Source organism: Sorangium sp. So ce426 (genome assembly GCF_051475585.1).
Lineage (GTDB): Bacteria > Myxococcota_A > Polyangia > Polyangiales > Polyangiaceae > Sorangium > Sorangium cellulosum_B.
Map to the genome: position 1 here is coordinate 4,103,480 of NZ_CP150341.1, position 21,707 is coordinate 4,125,186.

At 74.1% G+C, this 21,707-nt stretch carries 17 protein-coding genes; 9 read left to right on the forward strand and 8 right to left on the reverse strand.

Annotated elements, in window-relative coordinates:
• Positions 1 to 65: 65 nt before the first annotated feature.
• The 4 genes from WMF44_RS15400 to WMF44_RS15415 all read right to left on the reverse strand — a co-directional run bounded on the left by WMF44_RS15400 (position 66) and on the right by WMF44_RS15415 (position 9,365).
• Complete coding sequence (locus tag WMF44_RS15400) at positions 66 to 4,076, reverse strand: UvrD-helicase domain-containing protein (protein ID WP_437299870.1); 4,011 nt, start codon at positions 4,074 to 4,076, stop codon at positions 66 to 68.
• Entirely contained in the window at positions 4,073 to 7,222 is a 3,150-nt protein-coding gene (locus WMF44_RS15405; protein WP_437299871.1) for a PD-(D/E)XK nuclease family protein, read from the reverse strand. Before WMF44_RS15405 ends, WMF44_RS15400 begins: the two co-directional genes overlap by 4 nt.
• 516 nt (positions 7,223 to 7,738) lie before the next feature.
• Entirely contained in the window at positions 7,739 to 8,569 is an 831-nt protein-coding gene (locus WMF44_RS15410; protein ID WP_437299872.1) for an SRPBCC family protein, read from the reverse strand.
• 196 nt (positions 8,570 to 8,765) lie between these two features.
• The gene (locus WMF44_RS15415; RefSeq protein ID WP_437299873.1) at positions 8,766 to 9,365 is read right to left on the reverse strand and encodes a bactofilin family protein; all 600 of its coding nucleotides are present in this window, start codon (positions 9,363 to 9,365) and stop codon (positions 8,766 to 8,768) included.
• Between the two features lie 241 nt (positions 9,366 to 9,606).
• Here WMF44_RS15415 and WMF44_RS15420 point away from each other — a divergent pair, with 241 nt between their 5' ends.
• Entirely contained in the window at positions 9,607 to 11,031 is a 1,425-nt protein-coding gene (locus WMF44_RS15420) for a hypothetical protein (protein WP_437299874.1), read from the forward strand.
• 89 nt (positions 11,032 to 11,120) lie between these two features.
• Here WMF44_RS15420 and WMF44_RS15425 read toward each other — a convergent pair whose 3' ends face one another.
• On the reverse strand, positions 11,121 to 11,696 hold the full coding sequence (locus WMF44_RS15425) for a DUF99 family protein (RefSeq protein ID WP_437299875.1): 576 nt from the start codon (positions 11,694 to 11,696) through the stop codon (positions 11,121 to 11,123).
• Between the two features lie 60 nt (positions 11,697 to 11,756).
• On the opposite strand from WMF44_RS15425, the gene WMF44_RS15430 reads away from it, so the two are divergent.
• Positions 11,757 to 12,425, forward strand: coding sequence for an AMIN domain-containing protein (locus WMF44_RS15430; RefSeq protein ID WP_437299876.1), 669 nt, complete (start codon positions 11,757 to 11,759; stop codon positions 12,423 to 12,425).
• Here WMF44_RS15430 and WMF44_RS15435 read toward each other — a convergent pair.
• Entirely contained in the window at positions 12,422 to 13,390 is a 969-nt protein-coding gene (locus WMF44_RS15435; protein ID WP_437299877.1) for a COX15/CtaA family protein, read from the reverse strand. The two genes, WMF44_RS15430 and WMF44_RS15435, sit on opposite strands and share 4 nt — an antisense overlap.
• A 190-nt stretch (positions 13,391 to 13,580) precedes the next feature.
• On the opposite strand from WMF44_RS15435, the gene WMF44_RS15440 reads away from it, so the two are divergent.
• The 7 genes from WMF44_RS15440 to WMF44_RS15470 all read left to right on the forward strand — a co-directional run bounded on the left by WMF44_RS15440 (position 13,581) and on the right by WMF44_RS15470 (position 20,269).
• A complete protein-coding gene (locus WMF44_RS15440; protein WP_437299878.1) occupies positions 13,581 to 14,756 on the forward strand; it encodes a diguanylate cyclase in 1,176 nt (391 codons plus the stop codon).
• A gap of 22 nt (positions 14,757 to 14,778) precedes the next feature.
• The gene (locus tag WMF44_RS15445; protein WP_437299879.1) at positions 14,779 to 16,242 is read left to right on the forward strand and encodes a sigma-54-dependent transcriptional regulator; all 1,464 of its coding nucleotides are present in this window, start codon (positions 14,779 to 14,781) and stop codon (positions 16,240 to 16,242) included.
• A 67-nt stretch (positions 16,243 to 16,309) separates the two neighbouring features.
• Positions 16,310 to 17,701: a TolC family protein gene (locus WMF44_RS15450; protein ID WP_437299880.1), complete on the forward strand. Its 1,392-nt coding sequence runs from the start codon at positions 16,310 to 16,312 to the stop codon at positions 17,699 to 17,701.
• 131 nt (positions 17,702 to 17,832) lie between these two features.
• Positions 17,833 to 18,624, forward strand: a complete 792-nt coding sequence (locus WMF44_RS15455; protein ID WP_012235481.1) for a cytochrome c biogenesis protein — start codon at positions 17,833 to 17,835, stop codon at positions 18,622 to 18,624.
• A gap of 4 nt (positions 18,625 to 18,628) precedes the next feature.
• Entirely contained in the window at positions 18,629 to 18,907 is a 279-nt protein-coding gene (locus tag WMF44_RS15460; RefSeq protein WP_437299881.1) for a CcmD family protein, read from the forward strand.
• Entirely contained in the window at positions 18,907 to 19,050 is a 144-nt protein-coding gene (locus WMF44_RS15465) for a hypothetical protein (protein WP_012235483.1), read from the forward strand. The genes WMF44_RS15460 and WMF44_RS15465 overlap by 1 nt, the downstream gene beginning before the upstream one ends.
• A 79-nt stretch (positions 19,051 to 19,129) precedes the next feature.
• The gene (locus WMF44_RS15470) at positions 19,130 to 20,269 is read left to right on the forward strand and encodes an acyl-CoA dehydrogenase family protein (protein WP_437299882.1); all 1,140 of its coding nucleotides are present in this window, start codon (positions 19,130 to 19,132) and stop codon (positions 20,267 to 20,269) included.
• Between the two features lie 46 nt (positions 20,270 to 20,315).
• Here the strand turns inward: WMF44_RS15470 and WMF44_RS15475 are convergent, their stop codons facing one another.
• Positions 20,316 to 21,281 (reverse strand): FHA domain-containing protein, encoded by a 966-nt coding sequence (locus WMF44_RS15475; protein WP_437299883.1) that lies wholly within the window; start codon positions 21,279 to 21,281, stop codon positions 20,316 to 20,318.
• 259 nt (positions 21,282 to 21,540) lie between these two features.
• On the reverse strand, positions 21,541 to 21,690 hold the full coding sequence (locus WMF44_RS15480; RefSeq protein ID WP_157906681.1) for a hypothetical protein: 150 nt from the start codon (positions 21,688 to 21,690) through the stop codon (positions 21,541 to 21,543).
• Positions 21,691 to 21,707: the final 17 nt, after the last annotated feature.

The window sequence follows — 21,707 nt, forward strand, 5'->3', positions numbered from 1 at the left end:
GCGCTCCACGAGCGCCGTACCGCCTTCGCTCGATCTCGAGCGCGTTCCGGGGGGCCGCGGCGACGCTAGCCGTGGCAGGCGCGCACGAAGCCGCAGCGCAGCTTGCGGCACGCCTCGGCGGGGACGCCGTCGAAGCGATCCTCGGCCCTCGCCTCGGCGAAGCGCTCGGCGAGCCGGGCGAGCTCGCGCTCGAACCGCGCGTGCTCGTCGTCGGTGAAGGTCCCCATGGGGCCCGAGGCCGCGAGCCACACGGGCTCGACCTCGGCGCCGACGAAGAGCACGCCTGCGCGGACGGGGCGGTCGGGGTGGCGCCTCCTGAGCGCGAGCGCACACGCGCGCAGGCGGAGCTCGTACGGCGAGAGATCCGCCCGGGGGCGCGCGCGCTTGTACTCGACGACGTCGATGAGGCCGCCCGGGTGCAGGACGGCGAGATCGATGGCGAGCGAGAGCGCGAGCCTCGCGCCGCGCCGCCGTCCGGCGCGCTGGGGCTCGACGTCGAGCACGAGCGCCTCCTCCCGGAGGAGCGACGCCTCCTCGCCGCGCACCTGCCGCGCGTAGGGGCCGTCCAGGAAGCGCGCGACGCGCTCCGCGGTGCGCAGCACGTCCGGGCCGTGCGGCGGGAACCCCTCGAAGGTGAGGCGGGCGGCGACGTCCTGGGGCTCGGTCGGCTCACCCCAGCGCGCGCGCGGCCAGCGCTGGAGCACCCGGTGCACGGCGCGGCCGGGAGGGCGAGGGTCCGCGCCGTCCTCGAGCTCGACGCGCTCCTCGCCCGGGAGCTCGGGCGGGCCCTCGACGTCGAACAGGCCGAGCTGGCCCTCGCCGGCAGGCTCGCCGATCCCGAGGAGGTGGCGCAGCCGGAAGCGGCGCGGGCACGCCTGGAACGCCGCGAGGGACGCCGCCGCGACCAGCACGGTCTGCGCGCGGGCAGGCCCCGTCGCCGGCGGCGCCCGGGGAGCGGGCGCGGCGCGCGCGTACGCGTCGGTGCCGGGCGCGGGCGCCTTCGCCCCGGCGAGCAGCGCGCTGGCGTCGAGCGTCGCGCGGAGGGTGCCGGCGAGCGTGGGGGCCTCGACGCCGAGATCCGCCGCGGCGCTGCGGGGCTCGGCGTCGGCCGCGGCCGCGGCCCGGGGCTCGGCGTCGACCGCCGCCTTCAGCGTGAGCCACGCCGAGCCGCTCCGCGGCTTCGCCTCGGCGCCGACGAGCACGAGCTCGCGGCGGGCGCGCGTGATCGCGACGTACGTGAGCCGCTGCCGCTCGGCGCGCTCCCGCGCCCGCACCTCGGCGCGCGCCGCCTGGAGCGCGGGCGTGCTGACGGGCAACGACGGCCCGCGCGCCGCCGCCTCGGCGTCATGGAGCGAGCCGGTCCGCGACCGCCCGTCGACGACCCGCGCGTAGTGGCGCACGAGCAGGGCGGCAGGCCGGTCCCCCGCGGCGGGGACGTAGCTCAGGCCAGGCTGGGCCGCGCGGGGCTCCGTGTTGAGATCCAGCAGCACGACGGCCGGGAAATCGAGCCCCTTGCTGGCGTGGATCGTCGTGAGCCGCACGGCGTCGTCCTCGGGCGAGAAGACAGCGGCCTCGGGCTCGTCCGCCTCGTCGCGGATGCGGCGGTCGAGCCAGCGGACGAAGCTCGCGAGCGAGCCGCCCCGGCGGCGGGCGATGGAGACGAGGCGGTCGACGTTGCCGAGGCGGGCCTGGGCGCGAGGGAGCGCCGCGATGACGCGGTCGAGATCGAAGGCGGTGACCGCGGCGCGGATCGCCTCGCCCGGCGTCGAGCGGAGCGCCGCGCGGCGCAGGCCGGCGTAGCGGGCGCGGAACGCCTCGAGGCGCTCGCGATCGCCCGCGGGCAGGCGCGCGAGGACGGGGAGCGGGCGCCCGTCGTCGAGCTCGGCGTCGTCCGGGGAGGGCGACCAGGCCCCCTGCGCCAGCGCGGCGGCGGGCCAGCGGCCGAGCAACGGGACCGCGAGGCCGCGGCCAGGAGGCGCGAGGAGCGCGAGCGACGTGTCGGAGAGCGCCACCACCGGGCCGCGGAGGACGGTCGCCAGGGCCAGGCGATCGCGCGGATCGAGCAGGAGGCGGAGGATCGCGGCCAGATCGCGGACCTCGGCCGCGTCGAAGAGCGCGCGGCCGGCCACCACGTACGGGATCTCGAGGCGCGCGAGCGCCAGCTCGACGAGCGGGATCGTGCTCCTCCGGCGGGTGAGCACGGCGACGTCGCGGAAGCGCAGATCGCCGGTCGCGGCGCCGTCGCCGCCCGCGCCGCGGACGCGCCGCGCGATGTACGCGGCCGCGATCAGCGCCTCGCGCAGCTGTCCGCGCGCGTCCCGGACGAGGGCGTCGACCCCGTCCGGAGCGCCACCGCCGTCGCTGACGAGCACGACGTCCGTCGGGCCCTCCGCGGCCCTGCCCGGCGCCGCGACGAGGTGCTCGGCCGCGCTGTAGGCGATCTCGAACTCGCGCGGCGCGCCCGCGTCGCCGTCGCCCGCGCCGCGATCCTGGGCGAAATCGCGCGCGGAGAAGGCGTTGATGAACGCGAGCAGCTCGGGCGTCGACCGGCGGCTCTCGCGGAGCGCCACGAAATCGGCGCTCGGGTCCGGCGACCAGAGCGCGGGCGCGAGCTCGAGCGCGCGGCCCGCGGCGGCGCCGGCGAGCTCCGCGCAGACGCGGCAGAAGATGGAGACGTCGGCTCCGCGGAACCCGTAGATGGATTGCTTGCGATCGCCGACGAGGAACAGGCCATGACCGGACAGGCCGGCCGCCGTCGGGGCCGCGCCGGCCGGGCGCGAGAGGGCGGCGTCGCCCCGCTCGCGCAGGAGGTACACGAGATCGCGCTGCACCGCGCTCGTGTCCTGGAACTCGTCGACGAGCAGCACGTCGACCGAGCCGCGGACCGCCGCGCCGATCGCCGGATCGTCCCGCAGGCCGTCGCGGGCGGCGCGCAGGAGATCCCCGAACCCGAGGCCGCCCTCGGTGCGGCGGATCGCCGAGAGCCGCTCGCGGATCTCCTCCAGCAGCTCGACGATCCGCGCCTCGCGGCGCGACAGCGCCGGGGCCTCGCGGAGGAAGCCGAGCAGCTGCTGCGCCTTGTCGCGGTGGGTCTCGCCCGGCAGCGCCTCGCGGAAGGCGATGAGCGCCTCGTCGGCCGGCGTGAACTTGCTCTTGTGCGGCTTGCGCTGCGTGAGGAGCTCGATGAGCGGGGCGCTCGCCGCGCTCGCGGGGAAGGGCGCGCCGCCGTCCTCGCGGCCGAGCGCCGCCGCGAGCGCCGCCGCCGGCGCGCGGAAGGCGGCGCTGCCGAGCGCGGCGCTCTCGGCGGCGAGGCGGCGGAGCTCCCGCGCGAGCGCGCCGGCCTCGGCGGCGTGGTCGGACACGGCGAGCCGGCGCGGCGCGAGGCCGTCCTCGTCGAGCCGGTCGAGCAGCCGCGTGACCTCGCTCCGCGCGGCCTCGACGCCGCCCGTCGCGGCGATGAGCGCGCGCGCGGCCTCGGCGCGCTCGCCCCCCTCGGCGAGCGCGCGGCTCAGCGCCTCGTCGACCGCGAGGTCGCTGAGCGCCTGCGCCTCCTCCTCGTCGAGGATCCGGGCCGAGGGCGAGAGCCCCATCGCGATCGCGTGCCGGTCCACGATCTGCTTGGCGACGCCGTGGAGCGTGTCGATGCGCGCGGCGGGGAGGCGGGCGAGCGCCTCCTCCGCGCGCTTGCGCAGCTCGGCGACGGGCAGCGACGCGCCGCCGGCGAGGCCGGCGACGGCCGCCCGCCGCGCCCGGAGGATGTCGGCGAAGGGGATGTCCGCCTCGCCGTTCCAGCGGGCGATCTCGCGGAGCGATCGCTCGACGCGGTGGGCGATCTCCCGCGCCGCGGCGCGCGAGAACGTCGTCGCGACGATGCGGTCCGGCGGCACGGGCGGCGCGGCGGACGCGGCGTCGGGCAGGCCGAGGGAGGTGAGGCCGAGCGTGAGCAGCACGTAGAGCGCCGTGAGGCGGTGGGTCTTGCCGGTGCCGGCGCTCGCGGCGACCACGACGTTGCGGCGGAAGGCGTAGATGAGCGCGTCGCCCTCGGCGAGCTCCGCGCCGCGCGGCGCGGAGCTCACGCGACCTCCTCCGCGGCCTCGTCGCTCGGCACGACGGCGGGGCGGCGGCACACGTCGCGCGCGTCGCACCGCGCGCACATCGTCGAGAGCGCCGGCCGCGGCGCGGCCTTGCCCTCCCAGAGCGCGACGACCGCGGCCCGCGCCGTGCGCGCGGCCTCGGCCCAGCCCTCGGCGAGCGCGCGCTGGTCCTCGGCCGTGCGCGGCCACAGCTCGATGAGCCCGCGCTGGCGCACGCCGATGTAGACGGCCCGCACCTCCTCCGCGCCCAGCGCGCGCGCCGCGATGGCGCTGTACAGCGGCAGCTGGAGCGCCCTCCGCCGCTCCTTGGCGTCGGGGAGCTTGCCTGTCTTGTAGTCGACGACCCGCACGACGCGCTGGTCGGTCGATCGATCGAGCCTGTCGATCTGGCCGTCGACCCACAGGCTCGGGCCGCCCTCCTCGTCGGACAGCGGGGGGAGCTCGAGCGGCTGCCAGGGGGGCGGCTCTCCGGCGCCGAAGCGCCGCTCGGCCAGGAAGAAGCGGAGCTCCGGCGACGCGTCCTCCCCGTCTCCGTCGAGCGTGCGGGCCACGACCTCCATCACGTCCGCGATCGCCTTCTCGACCGCCTCGCGGCGGAGCGGGGCCATGGGCGTCGAGACGCCGAGCGCCGCCTCGGCCGCGGCGCGCGCCGCGGCGAGCTGCTCGGCCGGATCGCGCTCCGGGCCGAGCTCGCGCAGCGCCTCGAACGAGGCCTGCAGCGCGCGGTGGATCAGCGTGCCGCGCTCGCGCGCGTCGGCCGACTCGGCGAGATCCTCGGCGCGGCGCACGTGCAGGACGCGCCGGGCGAACGCCGCGAAGGCGCAGCCCACGGCGCGCTCGATGTGGGTGACGGCGATCGGCCTGCCGGGGTGCGCCCCGCCGATCGCGGCCCTGAGCTGCGCGGCGAGCGCGGGGTCGCGGTCGACGAGGACGCGGCCCGTGTGGAGGTCGATCGGCGCGCGTGGATCGAGGAAGAAGTCCGCGCGGGCGCGCTCGATCCGGATCCGCTCCGCGAGGTCCGCCGCCGGCCGCCCGCCGCCCGCGAGGGCGATGAGCTCCGCGTCGTGCGGGCCGAGGGGCGCCGCGTCCGGGGCGACGCGCGAGGCGGGCTCCGTCCGCTGGTGCGCGCCGGCCGCCGCGGCCGCGGTGAAGAGCGGGTGCGGCTCGTTCGGCTCGCTGTCGTCCCCGCGCGTGAAGCAGAGGGCGACGCGCCGGGCGCCGGCGAGCGCCCAGCCGAGCTCCGCGCGCTGGGCCGCCTGGCGCTCGCGCCCCGTCGCGGGGCGGCTCGGCGCCGGCAGCCTCCCGCGGAGCGCCTCGCCGAGCAGCGTCTCGTCCGCGCCCGGGCTGCCGCCGTAGGCGCGCGCGTCGAGCCCGGTCACCACCACCACGTCGTGCTCGAGCGCCGTGAACCCCGCGGCGACGTCGATGCGCACCGCGCCGGCGCGGCCGGCGTCGCCGCGCGGCCCGGCGCCCTGCTCGGCCGCGGCCCGCTCGAGCTCCGCGTAGATCTCGGCCGCGGTGGCGGGGCGCTCCTCGCAGCCGAGGTCGTACGCGGCCCGCGCGAGCGCCTCGGCCTGCTCGCGGATCGCGCGCGCGGCCCGCGCTCCTTGGCCCATCGCACCCATCGCACCCATCGCCTCGGGCGCGAGCGCGCCGCCGCTCCGCCGCTCGCCGCGCAGCGCGGCGCGGAGCTCCTCGATCCCGGGCTCGCCGAAGCCCAGCTTGTCGAGCAGCGAAAGGAAGCGCCGCACGATCTCGGGCCGCGTCGTCGCCTCGCCGATCCAGCGGGCGCTGGCGAGCAGCCGCTCCAGCGCGTGCGGCATCCACGCCTCGTCGTCGCCGTCCTCGTCGCCGTGCGCGCCGCCCAGCACCGAGAAGCCCAGGGCGAGCTCCGCGTCGCTCAGCGCCTCCTCCGCGGTCGCCGGCGGCGTCCGCGCCGTCCCTGCGCGGCGGTCCGCGCGGCGGGCCGCCACGACCGAGATGAGGCCGTCGATCAGCAGCCGGCCCGTGCGATCCACCTCGACCGGCACGTCGCGCAGCCGGTGGGCGAGGTCGGTCGAGCGCCGCTCCGCCTCGGCGGCGGACGTGCGGTCCATCCAGGCGCCGGCGTGGACCCCGGGGGCGCGGAGGATCTCGATCGCCTGCTCGCGGCGCACCGGCCCGACGGCGAGGCGCAGGAGGGCGAGCGCGACGCGCCCGTCGGGGCAGCTCGCGGCGGCGCGTCCGCGCGGCTCCGACGAGCGGACGCCCGCGTCGGCGAGGGCGGCGCGGAGGGGCTCGAGCGCGGCGTCGTCGAGCGCCGGCACGATGACGGCGATCCGCTCGGGCGGGATCCCGCGGCCGAGCGCGGCGGCCACCTCGGCGGCCGCGGCGCGCGCCTCGCCTTCCGGGGTCCTCGCCGCGATGGCGGCGAGCGGCTCCGCTCCGCCGTCGGGCACCCACGCGATCTCCGGCGCGTCCTCGAGCGAGGCCCAGCGCCGCTCCAGGGCGTCGGCGACCGGCGCAGCGCCGTCGTCCGGCAGCGCGGGCAGCTCGACGGTGACGCCCGCGCCGCCGCGGGCGCGGACCGCGGCGTGGAGCGCCTCGACCCAGGCGAGATCGTCGGGCTCCCAGGCCACGGCGCCGCGGATCGTGACCTTGCGCGGGAGCGGGAGCGCGGCGGACGCGCCGGCCGAGCGGAGCGCCCGCGCGAGCAGGAACCCCGCGCAGCGCGGGTCGACGAGGCGCGCTGCCCGCAGGGCGGCGTCCGCCCGATCGAGGACCTCGGCGATGGCGATCGCGTACGGGGTCCCGAGCGCCCGCAGCTCCGCCGGGGAGGTCCCGGCGCGCCGGAAGGCCCCGAGGGCGCGGTCGAGGGCGTGCGCGAGCGCGACGCGCGCGGCGGGCTCGCCCGGCTGCCGCAGCCGATCCGGCGGCAGGGCGTCGAGGGCGAGCCGGGTGGCGAGGCGGGTTGTGTGGGGGCTCGCTATGGCGTCGTCCGGCGCCAGCAGGGCGAGCGCCTCGGAGACGAAGCTCCACCGTGAGCGGATTTCCTGGTCCGCGGTGCGCGGGTCGCGCAGATCGAGAGAGGCGAGCTCGCGTTCAACGTGCCGCTCGGTCGGGACAAGGAGGAGCGATGTTCTGCTCACCACCGCGAGACGGCCGAGCACCGCTCCCGGGAAGCGCAGGCGCCCGCCGCGGCGGGAGGCTGAGAGGGCGCCGGCGCATCTGAATGCACGTCCAGCAAGGGGTACCTCACGGCAGACGCTTTACTTCATGCATCCGTCCCCTCGCAACCTCCGCCGGGGGCGCGCCTTGTTGAAAAAGTCCCGCGGAATGTGGGAATTCTTGTGGGGAAATCGGAATGCGTGTTGAAAAACCTGTTGGGAACCCTGGACGGTCCGGGCCGTAGCCTCCGTAGATCTGCGGAATTGCACCCGGCGAGCGCGCGCCGGAGCACGCCCGGGGCGCTCCGGAGTTTTCAACAGGCTCAGCGGTGGGCGGCGGCGGCCGGAGGCGACCGGGCGTCACGACGGGGGCGTGAGCCGCCTCGGTCGACCGAGCGGGGAAGGGCGGACGGAAGGAGAGAAGGGGAGGAGGGGGTCTGGGCGCTCTGTCGCGAGGCGCCCTGTCGGTCGGGTCGGTTGCGTCGGTCGCGGGGAGAGCTAGCGGCGCGCCACGTCCTTGTCGTGGCGGACGCTCGTGTCGTCGGCCGGCGGCAGATCGGCCACGCTCGCTGGCAGCACGGCGGGCGCCGCCGTCACGCTGCGCTGATCGTCGCCTCGCGCGGCGGGAGCGGCGCCAGCGGACGCGGCGGCGGGCGTGCTCGCTGCGGCGCCCGGCGGAACGTCGGTGGCGGCGGCGGTTGTCGCCCCGGCGCCGGGGGGCGCCTCGGACTGTGCGCGATTCCGCACGGCGGTCACCGCCTTGTCGGCCGCCTTGACGAGCTGTGTCGTCACGACCGAGGGCGGGAAAGGGAGCTTCGGGGCGACGAAGAGCTCGAGCTTCAGGATCGTGTGGTGCTCGTCGACGGCGCGGAGCCGCCAGCGAGCGCGGAAGTCCGCGACGTTGCCGCGCTTGTGGCGGCCGGAGATCACCTCATCGGCGCCGTCCTTCGTGGGCGGCGACATGTCGGCGACCGTCCAGATGTGCGCGGCGCCGTTCAAGATCGGCACCTGAAGGTAGACCTCGCTCGTGCCCTTGCGCTTCGTGAGCACGCGGCTCTGGTCGAAGGGGCCGATGAACGTCTTGTAGTTGCCGTAGGAGGTGACGATCTTCCGGACCGTCGGCAGGGGCGCTTTCACGAGGATCGCCGCGCCCCCGGTGTCGATCGCGGCGACGGGCCCGGTGGTCTTCAGCGTGTACCGGAGCGCCTTCCCGAGCGACGCGAGCTTCTCCGACTCGGCGTCGGCGGCGCGGGCCGCGCGCGGCGAGAGGGAGAGGGCGAGGACGGCGAGCGAGAAGGCGATCAAGGACAGGGACCACAGTTTCTTCATGGACTCTCCTGTTCGAGCGACGTCCGTCAGCGCGGGTTCCCCCCCACATCGCGGACATGCGCCTCGGGCGGCGAGACCGCAGCCCCTCGCTAGATGTAGCCCCGTCAGCACGCGGCTGCACGCCTGCGCACTACAGAAAACATGCTTTCTTCGGACGAGGTCGGAATTCAGCGGTCGGCGTCGGCGCGCTCAACGCTCACCGCGCGCGTTGCGCGCTGCCGCCGCTGTCGTCGGTCGTAGGCGTCGTAGGCGTCGTGGGCGTCGGCGCGGCGCTCGCGGCCTGTCCGGCAGCGTCGGCGTCGGGCTCGGACGACGCCGCAGGCGGCCGCAGGGGCCGCTCGCCTGGCTCCTCGTCGAGCGGGGCCATCTTGCAGGAGCCGTCGAACTGCACGCCGCGGTCGATCATGATGGCGGGCGCGTGCAGGGCGCCGGTCACCTTGGATGGAGCGTAGAGCTCGATGGCGTCGCGGGCGCGGATGCTCGCCTGGACCTCGCCGCCCGTGACGATGCACGTCACGACGTGGATCTCCCCGATCACGAGCGCCCCTTCGCCGATCACGAGCACGTCCTCGCCGCGGATCTCGCCGCGGAAGCTGCCGTCGATGCGCACGCGGCCCTCGAAGAAGAGCTTGCCTTCGAAGTGCGTACCGCGGCCCAGGAGGGCGTTGATCTCGGTGGGCCGGTGGCCCCCGCCGTCGTCGCCGCGGGGGCTTCCTGGGGATCGCGGCGAGAGGGGCGAATCCCTGTCGCCCGGAAAGGACATCGGCTCCATCGCCCGCTGGCTTACTTCAGGCATCGTCACATTCGCAACGGGGGTGCGCGTCAGTCGCGTAACGGGCGCGCTGCGGTGGCCGTGTATGTTGAATGATTTCAGATGCTTGGGCTCGATTTGCGGCAGGGTACGTTTTCTGCAGAGGGGGCGGACCGAGCAGGTGTCCCGGCGTGCTGATCGCCGGGGGCGCGCGGCGCGTGGCCGACGTCTGGTCCGAGCGCGCGTGGAGCGTGAGGGTCCGAGGCGACCAGGAGAGGGAGTGGAGATGACGTTCCGATCGTTGCTTGTGGCTGCCGGTGTCCTGGGCAGCATCTCGGTAGCGTCCGCGCAGACGCCGCCCGCGCCGCCGACAGCTCCGCCGGTCGACCCCACGCCGCTCCAGCCGACCGAGCAACCGACCGCCCCGGCGCCGGCGGCGCCGGGTGGTGCCGCTCCCGCTGCTCCCGGCGCTCCTGCCGCGGCTCCCGGCGCTCCTGCCGCTGCGCCGGGCATGGCTGCTGCGCCCGCTGCTGCTCCGCCCGCGGTGCCAGCGCCGCCCGCGCAGCCGGAGCCCCCAGCAGCGCCGCCGCCCGCCCCTGTGTCACCGCGGCCCGACGCAGCGGCCTCCCCGACGGTGCAGTGGACTCAGGCCACTGCGGCCGACACCGTCCAGGAGGAGGACGAAGAGACGACCCTGCCCTGGCGAGGGACGACGTTCACCTGGAACCAGGGCGGTAGCACGACCCTGTTCGGTGTTGGCGGGGAGTATATCCCCGCCATCCAGGTCTACGGCTGGGACTTCACGTTCCGGCCCAACTTCTATCTGCTCGACCTGCCCAAGGACAAGGTGTCGGTGGCCGCCGAGATCGGCTGGGTCACCGAGCTCACGAACAGCGACACCACGACGGATTACCGTGAGCCGCAGTTCAAGGACACCGGGCTCAGCGCCCGGTACAGCCGCGAGCTCTGGGAGAGCGGTGGCGCGAACGAAGGCGAGTACAAGACGGACGGGGCCATGCGGCTGCGGGTGCTCCTGCCGACCTCGCCGAACAGCTGGAACTCCGGCAAGTACTTCCTCCTGTCGGTTGGCCCGCAGATCACCCAGAAGATCAAGCTGCTCGGTTCGAAGGCAGACGGGCTGAACGACGTGACGGCGACGCTCGGCGTGACCTACGCCCATCTGTTCGCGGACTCGTACACGCCGGTGAAAGCTGGCCTCCGGCGGCCCCGGACGGCCGTAAGCGGTGACCCGACGTTCGACGACCAGCTGAGCGGGGTGTCTCAGACCACGGATAGCCTGACCACGAGCCTCGAGGTCGACCTGCCGCTCTACAAGGACCTCTCCCTGGCGACGAGCTTCAGGCTCATCAGCCAGTTCAAGCACGAGTTCGAAGGGGGATGCGCCAACATCGGGACCGGCTGCGCCCCGTACGAGGGCTCCCAGGGCCCCACCTACGCCGTCCAGACGGCCTTCGATGTCAGCGTGAGCTACCCGGTCTACGAGGTCGTTGGCCTCACGCTCGGGTACAACAACAGCAACATGCAGCTCGGCCTCGACGGCCAGCGCAGGAATTTCTTCCACAGTCCTGACGCTCAGTTCTATCTCGACATCACCGCCAACCTCGACGTCATCTACTCGAAGGTGACCGGCCGCGGGGAGAAGCCCGAGAAGGCGGGCGCGGCCAGCGCTCCGCGCCGACAGGCGCTCTGACGCGCGCGAGCCGTCGCGGCCCACCGGCGGCTCGTCAGCGGCTCGTCAGCGGCTCGTCAGCGTCTCGTCAGCGTCTCGTCAGCGTCAAATTACGCGCGCCCGCGGCTCTCGCCGGTGGTCAGCCCGCCGGCGATGAGGTGCGCGGCGCGCAGGGGCTCGGGGAGGTGGCCGTTCACCGAGAGCCGCGCGATGAGCGCGCTCGCGTCGTCCAGCGAGATGCCGGCGCGCTGCACGTACACGCCCGCGACCGGCTCCATCGGGCCGGCGCGCTGGATGAGCGCCCACTTGCGGCGCCCTCCCCGGACGCGCGAGAGCAGCGCGTCGCGGATCGCGTCGAGGTCCGGGCGGCGCCGCGCCACCACCACGACCGGCAGGGCGAGGGTGTCGTGCAGCGCCGCGAGATCGACGACGTTGAAGCCCGCCACCGCGATGCCCTGGAGCATGACCACCTGCGCCTGGGCGTAGAAGCGCGAGCCGCGGATCATCGCGGCGATCGCGGGCGTGGCGTTCCGCCCGTCGCGCCTCGCGCGGGTGGAGAGGACGCCCTCGAGGCGCAACCCCGAAAAAACGGTCCCGACGACCTGCACGTCGCCGCGGTGGTCGCGGGCGAACGGCGCGTCGTCGACGCCGATGACGTGCGAGAAGCGTGGAGCGCGGGCCGGCACACGCAGAGCTTACCGTGCTGCCGCCTTTGCCGGGCCAGGCGGTCGTGCTGTACTGCTAGGATGCGACCTTCCAGGCACCTCTCGCTGAGCCTCTTGCTGGCCCTCGGCCTCGCCTCGTCGCTGGCCCTCGCGCAGGGCGCCACCGCCCAGCCGGCCCCGAAGGCCCCCGCGGCGCCGGAGAAGGCCGCGGCCCCGCAGCAGCCGGCGGTCAACAAGCCGCGCGGCGGCAGCGCCGGCGCGCCGCAGCGCCCCGGGCGCGCGCGCAAGCCCAAGAAGGACGCGCAGGCGAGCCTCGCCGGGCGGCCGGTCGCCACCTTCCCCGGCTTCCGCATGCTCCCGACCGGCGGCTCGCGCGTGTTCGTGCAGATCCACGGCGGCAAGGTCGACGTCGCCGAGTCGAAGGCCGCCGGGCGCCTCGTCTACCGGCTGAAGGGCGCGGGGGCGATCCAGACGAACCGCTTCCCGCTCGTGACGTCGTTCTTCGCGACCCCCGTGACCCAGGTGCAGCTCGTCGGCCAGGGCAACGATCTCGACATGGTGATCGACCTGCGCACCCAGGCCGACGCGACCTACCGCGTGATCGAGACCGATCAAGGGATGGTGCTCCAGGTCGACTTCCCCCCGTCCGTCCCCGAGCAGCGCTCCGCGGCGCCGGCCGAGGGAGCGCGCAAGCGCTCGGAGCGCCGCACGATCTCGCAGGACCCCGGGAGCGACGAGGAGGGCGACTAGATGGCGACCGCCTCCCGCCGGGCCTTCTCCCCGGGCGGGCCCGCGTCCACCGCCGAGGTCGACTCGCACATCGCCGCCGCGGCGAACGTGACGAGGACCATCCACAGGAGATCGGCGAGCAGGAGGTGGACGAGCTGCATCCACACCGGCGCGAGCAGGAAGAGGTTGAGGAGCCCCGCGCCGATCTGCAGCAGCACGAGCGCTCCGATCGCCGTCGAGAGCCGCGCGACCTCGGGCGAGGGGCGCCGGGCAGCGACGGCGCCGCGGGCGAAGAGGAGGTAGACGCTCACGGCCGCCGCCACGGTCGGGTGCAGCACGCGCAGCTGCAGCAGGAAGTGCGCCGCGGGCGAGAAATCCTGCGCCAGGCCCTCGCGGAGCGACGCCGCGGCGAAGAGCGTGTCGCCGAGCGCGGCGATGGCCCCGGTCACGCCCACCGCCAGGACCCCAGCGAGCCCGGCGCCGAGCAGCGCGCCCGTCACCCCCTGGCCGCGCAAGCGCACGCGCCGGCCCCCGCGCGCCCAGTAGAGGGTGCAGGTCATGGCGCCCACCAGCAGGAACGTGTTGATGAGGTGCACGGCCATCCAGAGCGCGCGGGCCGCCGACGCGTCGTGCGCGACGTACTCGAGCAGGACGATCCCGGCGCCGACCGCCGCCTCGGTGATCATGAACAGCATCGACGCGGCCGCGCCGCCGCGCACGGGGTGGCCCGACGGGTACGCGACGAAGGCCCAGACGAGCTGCAGCGCGACGAGCAGGAACGCGACGCCCGAGGTGGCGCGGTGCGTGAACTCGATGAAGGTCGCCGCGCTCGGAGAGCGTGGGATGACGTCGCCGTTGCACGTCGGCCAGTGGCTGCCGCAGCCGGCCCCCGAGCCGGTCGCGCGCACGAACGCGCCCCACAGGATCACGCCGAGCGTGAAGGCCAGCGCGAGCGCCGCGAGCTTCCAGAACCGCGCCTGAGTCATGCCGGGTCCTTACCGCGAAACCAGCGCGACGGCAGCCCGCGCGAGATCGGCGAGGCGGGGGCGACTTGCCCGGGCAACTCCCGCGATTGCCTTCGTGATTGCGCGCGACCGCGCGCGACCTCCGGCGAGGCGGCGTCCGCCGCAGCGCGATCTCGTTGCGCCCGGCCCCGGCTGAAGGGAGGATGTGCCGGTGCCGAACAGCGACGAACTCCGAAGCGCTCCGCTCTCCGCGCCGATCGAGCTCCCGAGCGGTCGACCGGCCAGGATCGTCGTCGCGGACGACGACCGCCTCGCGCGCCAGATGCTGGTGAGCATCCTCCAGAAGGCGGGCTTCCAGGTCGAGGCGGTCGACGACGGTCAGGAGGCGATCGAGCTGATCGGGCGGGGAGGGGTCGATCTCGTGCTCCTCGACATCGTGATGCCCCGGCTCACCGGCCTCGAGGCGTGCAGGCTGCTCAAGAGCATGACCTCCGAGTCGTTCCTCCCCGTCGTGCTGGTCACCGTGAAGAGCGACACGGCGAACCGGGTCGAGGGGCTCAAGATCGGCGCCGACGACTACGTCTGCAAGCCGTTCGAGGAGGAGGAGCTCCTCGCGCGGGTCGGCGCGATGCTCCGGATCAAGCGGCTGCACGACCAGGTCGCGGCGCAGCGCGCCTACCTGGAGCAGCTCTCCATCCACGACGAGATGACGGGGCTCTACAACTACCGTTACCTCTTCACGCGGCTCAACGAGGAGTTCAAGCGCGCGGAGCGCTACCACGAGCCGTTCGCCTGCGTGCTCGTCGACATCGATCGGCTGAAGGTGATGAACGAGACCGGGGGGCGCACGCTCGGCGACGCCGTGATCCGGCGCGTGGCCGACGGGATACGCCGCTCCGTCCGGGAGGTGGACGTGGTCGCGCGCTACGGCGGCGAGGAGTTCCTCATCGTCCTGCCGAGCACCCACTTCGCCGGGTCGCTGACGGTGGCCGAGCGGATCTGGCGCGAGGCCGCCGGCAACCCGGTCGAGTTCGGCGGAGAGGCGAGGCCGTGCAGCGTATCGATCGGCGTCGCGCTCTACCCCTCGCGCGACGTCCGCTCCAAGGACGGGCTGATCCGCGCCGCCGAGAGCGCGCTCAACCAGGCGAAGCGCGAGGGCGGCAACCGGATCTGCGTCTTCCAGCAGCACGGCCACATCTACACGCCGGCGGCGAGCGGCGAGCCGCAGTCCTCGCCGCCGCCGGGCAAGCTCCGCCGCTCCAGCGATCCCGCCTTCGCCGCGACGCACGCGGCGCACACGGCGCACACGGCTACGGACGAGCCGAGGGAGCCGCAGACGCGCCGGGGCACCGACCTCCCGCCCTTCGCCTCACGCAAGCCGCTGTAGCCCCGCCCCGCCGCTCCGCCTCGTGAACGCTGCAGATCGCGCCCGTATCCTCCTCGTCGACGACGAGCCGGCCCTGCGCCGCGGCCTGGCGCGCGCGCTCGTGCGCGACTTCGACGTCCTCACCGCGGAGGACGGCCCCGCGGCGCTCGGGCTGCTCGCGACGACCCGCGTCGAGGCGGTGCTGCTCGACCTCGCCATGCCGCGCATGAGCGGCGCCGAGGTGCTCGATCGGATCAGGGCCACGTACCCCGACGTCGAGGTCGTGGTGATGGCCGGCCACGCCGACCTCGACGCCGCGATCGCGGCCGTGCGCGCCGGCGCGTACGGGTTCGTGACGAAGCCCGTCGACGCGGAGGCCGCGGTCTCGATCGCGATCGAGCGCGCGATCGAGCGCCGGCGGCTCGAGGGCCGCGCGCGGGCCCTCGAGGAGCGGGTCGACGAGCACGAGCAGCTCGGCGAGGTGATCACGAGCTCGGCCGCGATGCAGGACGCGTACAGGAAGGCGCTCGGCGTGGCGGCCGTCGCCGCGCCCCTCCTGTTGATCGGCGAGCGCGGGACGGGCAAGGAGCTCGTCGCGCGCGCCGTCCACCGGCGCGGCCCGCGCGCCGCGCGGCCGTTCGTCGCCGTCGACTGCAGCGCGCTGCCGGGGTCGCGGGCCGAGGACGAGCTCTTCGGCGAAGGCGGCGACGCCTCGCCGGACGCGCGCGCCCGCGGGGGCCTGATCGAGGCGGCGGACAAGGGAACGCTCTTCCTCGACGAGGTCTCGGCGCTGCCGCCCGCGGCCCAGGCCAGGCTGCTCCGGGTCCTCACGCACGGCGAGATCGCGAGGGCGGGGGGTGAGCCGCGCCGCGTCGACGTGCGCGTGATCGCGTCGACGTGCGAAGGCCTCCGCGAGCTCGCCTCCGCCGGCCAGCTCCGGGAGGATCTCGCGTACCGGCTCGGCGTCATCGTCGTCGAGCTGCCGCCGCTCCGGCGGCGCAAGGAGGACGTCGCGCTGCTCGCGAGCCATTTCCTGAACCGGTGCGCGCGCAGGCACGGGCGCGACGTCAAGCGGATCGGCCCCGAGGCGGCGCGCCTGCTCCGCGAGCACGCGTGGCCGGGCAACGCGCGCGAGCTCGAGAGCGCCATCGAGCACGCCGTGATCTCCGCGCGCGGCGAGGCGATCTTGCCCGCGGATCTGCCGCCCTCGGTGTCGGGGCGCCCCGGGCCGCCCCTTCGCCCTCCGAGGGACGCGCTGGTCTTGCCGGCCGAGCTCTGCGAGCTCCCCTACGCGGAGGCCAAGGAGCGCGCCGTCGACGCGTTCGATCAGATCTACGTCGGGCGCCTGCTGGAGCGCACGGGCAACAACCTCAGCGAGGCGGCGCGGCAGGCGGGGATGGATCGCTCGAACTTCCGGAGGCTGAAGAAAAAGGTCGCGTCGCGCGGAGACGAGCCGGCGCAGGGAGAGAGCGACGGGGCGGGGCCGAGCAAGGGCGGCGCGGGCTGACGCGCGGGCACGTCGCGCGCGCACGTCGCAGAGGCGCGCGGCCGGCTCGTGCTACGTTGCGCCGAAAATGGCCCGACGCGCTGCACGAGCTGCCCTTGCTGCCGCCGCCGTTTCCCTCGCGGTCCGGCTCGCGCCGCTCCCCGCTGCCGCCGCCGACACCGGCGGGGCGCCCGCGCGGCGAGCGGCGGCGGTCCACGATCTCCCCGGCGTGCTCGCGCTCGCCGACCGCAATCACCCGAACGTCGCCGCCGCGCGCGCGAAGCTCGACCAGGTCCGCGCGCAGCTCGACGAGGCCCGGTACGCCCCGTTCTCGCAGTTCAAGCTGACGGGCGGCGTCGCGCTCGCGCCGACCGTCCGCGGGAACAACGTCTTCAGCCCGAACACCGACGTCTCGCTCACCTCGAGCCTCGGGGTCGGCTGGCGCGTGACCATCGACGGCGTCGTCCCGCTCTGGACGTTCGGGAAGATCACGAACCTCTGGGACGCCGCCGAGGCGAACGTCCGGGTGAACCAGGCGAGCGTCGAGAAGGAGCGCGACGCGGTCCGGCTCGACGTCCGCAAGGCCTATTTCGGCCTCCAGCTCGCGCGCGACTCGCGGAGCCTGCTCGTCGACGTGAGGGCCGAGATGGACAGGGCCCTCCGGCGCCTCGAGGAGCAGGTCGAGCGCGAGGAGGGGGATCCCATCGAGCTGCTCAAGCTGCAGACCTTCGGGGCCGAGCTCGAGGCGCGCGGGGCCGAGGTCGACAAGTACATCTCGGTCGCGCTGGCGGGGCTGCGCTTCTACACGGGCGTCGCGGATCTCGACATCCCCGACGTCCCGATCCGCCCGCCGAACCACCGGCTCGGCCACGTCACCCGTTACCTGACCGCCGCGCGCCTCTACCGGCCGGAGCTCGCGCAGGCGCGCGCCGGCTTCGACGCGCGGTCCGCGCAGGTGCGCCTCGCGCGCGCGCAGCTGTTCCCCGACATCGGCATCGCCCTGCAGGTCGGGGTGAGCGCCGCCCCGGAGGTGGCGGATCAGCTGAACCCGTTCACCAGCGACCCCGGCAACTTCTTCCACTACAGCGCGGCGCTCGCGCTGCAGTGGAAGCTCGACGTCTTGCCGCAATCGGCGCGCATCCGCGCCGCCGAGGCGCAGCTCGAGGAGATGGCCTCGACGCAGCGCTTCGCCATGGGCGGGGTCGCGACCGAGGTCGAGACCGCCTATGCCGAGGTCGTGGAGGCCCAGAAGCGGCTCGACGCGTACACCAAGGCGGCCAAGTACGGGAAGCGCTGGCTCGTGATGGTGCAGCAAGGAATCGACGTCGGGACGATGGCGGACAAGGATCTCATCGATCCAGCCAAGGCATATGCCACGAACCGATTTAACCAGCTGAACGCGACGATGGATCTCGACATGGCGATGTCACGGCTCGCGAAGGCGACCGGCTGGGACGCCATCGCGCCGGACGGCACCTGAGCGAGGGGGCGGCCGCGCTGAGGCACGCGCTGCGCCGCTCGGGCGCCGCTCGGGCGCCGCTCGGGCGCCGCTCGACTCCGCGTCACCCCGGCTTGAACGCGACCGTCCTTGGCAGTACGGTGCGCGACAGCATGGGAGCCAACGTCAACGTCGAGCGGGCGCCGCACAAGGTGGCTTTGGCAGCGAACGGTGATGCGGCGCGGCGCGCGACGAGCGGCGCATCCGCGGGCGCCAGCATCGCGTTTTACGTCCTGCTCGCGGCGTCGGCCCTCGCCGTCATCGGCACTCTCCACTTCGTGGCGTACGTCGTGCCGACCGAGGCCTCGATGGGGATCGTGCAGAAGATCTTCTACTTCCACGCCCCCGCCGGGTACGCGATGTACATCGGCGCGACCGTCTGCTTCATCGGCTCCGCCGGCTACCTCGCGCGCGGCACCCAGCGCTGGGACTCGCTGGCGAAGGCCGGCGCCGAGGTCGCCGTGGCGATGGGGCTGATCGTCCTCGTCACCGGTCCGCTCTGGGCCGCCAAGGCGTGGGGCGTGTACTGGACGTGGGATCCGCGCCTCACGACGTCGCTGCTCAGCGTGCTTATCTACATCGCTTACGTCGTGCTCCGCGCCTTCACCGGCGACAGCGACGCCGAGCGCAAGTTCGCGGCGGCCCTCGGCGTCCTCGGCGCGGCCAACCTGCCGATCATCCATTATTCGGTGAAGATGTGGGGCGGTAACCACCCCACGGTCATCACGGGCAAAGGCGGCGGCCTCGGGCACCCCGACATGAAGATGGCGCTCGGCTTCGGCTTCCTCTCGTTCACCCTGCTCACCCTCGCGCTCGTCTGGGCGCGTTACCGCGTCGATCTCGCGTCCGCGCGGCTCGCGGAGCTCGAGCAAGAGGCCCTCGAAGCCGGCATCGGAGAGGACTGACAACATGAAAACCAATCATTCCCTGTTCTCCCATGCGGCGTTGCAGCAGCCGACGAGCACCACGACGGACGACCGAGCGCAGGCGTTCCGCCCCGTCCAGGGGGGCAACGACATGCAGAGCGGAGAGAAGCTGCTGGTCGAGGCGTACGCCGCGATCTGGCTCATCCTCTTCGCGCTGGTCTTCGTCTCCTGGCGCCGGCAGAAGCAGATCGACCGGCGCATCGACGCGCTCGAGGCCGCCGTGCAGAAGGCGCGGGCTGGAGCGGGCCAGGGGGCGAGCTGATGCCGAACCTGGGGGAGATGACCCCGCAGCACGCGCTCTACATCCCCGTGGTGCTGATGCTTGGGCTGATCGTCGGCTACATTCTGGGCAGCCGCGCCGTGCGCGCCGAGCTCGAGCGACGCAGGCGCAGAATGAAGGAGTGACGGGGGCGCAAGCCCTCGTCCCGCGGAGCTGGCGGGCCCGGTGAGCGCCGTCCCCGCCCCACTAGCCGGAGGTCACAAGGTGGTCGATTTCTCTGTGAGCGAAGAGCACAAGGCTCTCATCGATACGGCGCGTCGCTTCACGAAGGAGCGCATCCTCCCGATCGCGGCCGAGTGCGATCAGAAATCGTACTTCCCGATGGATGTCTTCGTGGAGGGCTGGAACATCGGCCTCGTCAACCCGACCTGCCCGGCCGAGTACGGCGGCCCGGGGATGGGCGAGCTCGAGAACGCCCTCCTCGCCGAGGAGCTCTCGTACGGGTGCACCGGGATCCAGACGAGCTTCCTCGCGAACGGCCTCGCGCTCACCCCCATCAAGCTCGCCGGCAGCGAGGATCAGAAGAAGAAGTACCTCGGCATGCTCACCGCCGAGCCGATCATGGCGAGCTACTGCACGAGCGAGCCGGACGCGGGCAGCGACGTCGCGGGCCTCAAGACGCGCTTCACGAAGCACGGGGACGACTACGTGCTGAACGGGCAGAAGTGCTGGATCACGAACGCGAGCTACGCGCGCTACTACGTGATCTTCGCGACGTCGAACCCGGAGCTGCGGCACAAGGGGATCGCGGCGTTCATCGTCGACCGCGACACGCCCGGCCTCCGCGTCGGCAAGAAGGAGGACAAGCTCGGCCAGCGGGCGAGCGACACCGCCCAGGTGTTCCTCGACGACGTGAAGGTGCCGAAGGAGAACCTGCTCGCGCCCGAGGGGCAGGGCTTCAAGCTCGCCATGGAGACCTTCAACCAGACCCGCCCCGACATCGGCGCGGCCGCGACGGGCCTCATGCGGCGCTGCGTCGACGAGTGCGTGGCCTACGCCAAGGAGCGCAAGACCTTCGGCCAGCCGATCGGCAACCACCAGCTCATCCAGTGGATGCTCGCGGAGATGGCGATCCGCGTCGAGGGGACGCGCCTGCTCTACCAGAAGGCCGCGTGGAACCTCGATCACGGGGTGCGCGACCCGATCGTCTCGAGCTTCGCGAAGGCCTACGGCGCCGACAGCGCCATGCAGACCGCCGTGGACGCCGTGCAGGTGTTCGGCGGCAACGGCTACGTGAAGGAGTACCCCGTCGAGAAGATGATGCGCGACGCGAAGGTCCTCCAGATCTACGAAGGCACGAGCCAGATCCAGCGCCTCGTCATCGCGCGCCAGCTCCTCGCGTAGCGCGCCGCCGCGCCGCCGCGCCGCCGCGCCGCGAGGGCGACCCGCGTCAGGTCTGCGGGTGCCAGATCAGCGTGAGCTCGGGGCCGAGCGTGAGCGCGAGGCCCTCGGCGGGCACCATCACGCGGCGGACCTTCTGGCCTGCGAACCTCGTCCCGTTCGTCGAGCAGAGATCGAGGGCCATGATCTCCGCGCCGTCCCGCAGGAGCAGCAGGTGGGTCCGCGAGATGTGCGTGCTCAGGACGGCGCGCAGGCCGCGGTCCAGGCAGTTGTCGGCGCGCCCGAGCAGCACGCCGTCGTCGAGCGCTTGCTGGGGCAGCTCGACCGCGGCGCTGCGCTCGCTCGATTGCAGCGTGAGCCGCACGTACCCGCTCTTCGCGCGCGGCGCCACCATCTCCTCGATGTGCGCGACGGGGCGCACCGACGTGATGTGCGAGATCTCTCCGCGGGCGAAGCGGTGGCTGGTCGTGATGCCCTCGGTCGCCGCGGGCGGCGCGGCGCCCTCGCTGACGGCCTTGCTCGCGACGCTCTCGAGGCCGCGCGGCGGCTCGCTCATCCCGCACGAGCTCACCTCGAGCACCCTCGACGAGGCGCGCGGCCCGACCGGGAGCCCGCCGACCACGTGCTTGCCGATGCGCACGAGCAGCGGGCCGCTGACGACGATCGACCGCCGCGGCACGTCGTCGTCCACGAAGAACGGGATCGAGGTCTGCAGATCCATGAGCCGCAGCCCGAAGCCGCCGTCGGGGAGGTTGCAGCAGGTCGCGACCAGGTGGCGCACGCAGACATCGTCGCCCGACGCGAACTTCATGTCGCAGCGCGGGTGCGAGCCGAAGACGGCATAGGCGCCGCTGTTCGCGGGCAGGTCCAGCCACGCGACGTCACCGCCCGACACCCGGAACAGCCGGTACCCCTCGGTCATCGGCGACTCGGGTGGGTTCAGCGCCATCACCGCCTCGGCGGTGGACAGCGCGCGCCGCATCGTGGCGACGTCGATCCGCGGTTCTACCGTCATCGCGCGCTCCACGAGCGGCGCGAGATCGCGCGCCCCGCAGTCCGCGTCGGACCGCCGAGCTCGAGCGTGAACGGCGGAGTCGCTGCGCAGGCCTCCGGCAGAGCCGCGGCAGGAGCGAGCGTGGTGGATGTCAGACAGCGGCGAGGCCTCATGCGGTCGAGCCGAATCCTACCGGAATTTTTTGTCTGGGGCTCTTTCGCTGCGCGCCCCGAATCTGCTGTGGCCGGCGGGGCTCGGGTCGAGACGACGGCTGTCCGGTTCAGCTCACGCCGACGCTGACCTCCGCAACGAGCTCGCCGCCCCAGCGCCAGAAGGCCACCGAGCGGCTGAACAGGACGATGACCTCCAGCCCGAGCCCTCCGCCGAATTCGAGCCGAAAGCGCCCGACGTCCACCTCGATGAGTTGCATGCTCCCCGAAGACGCGA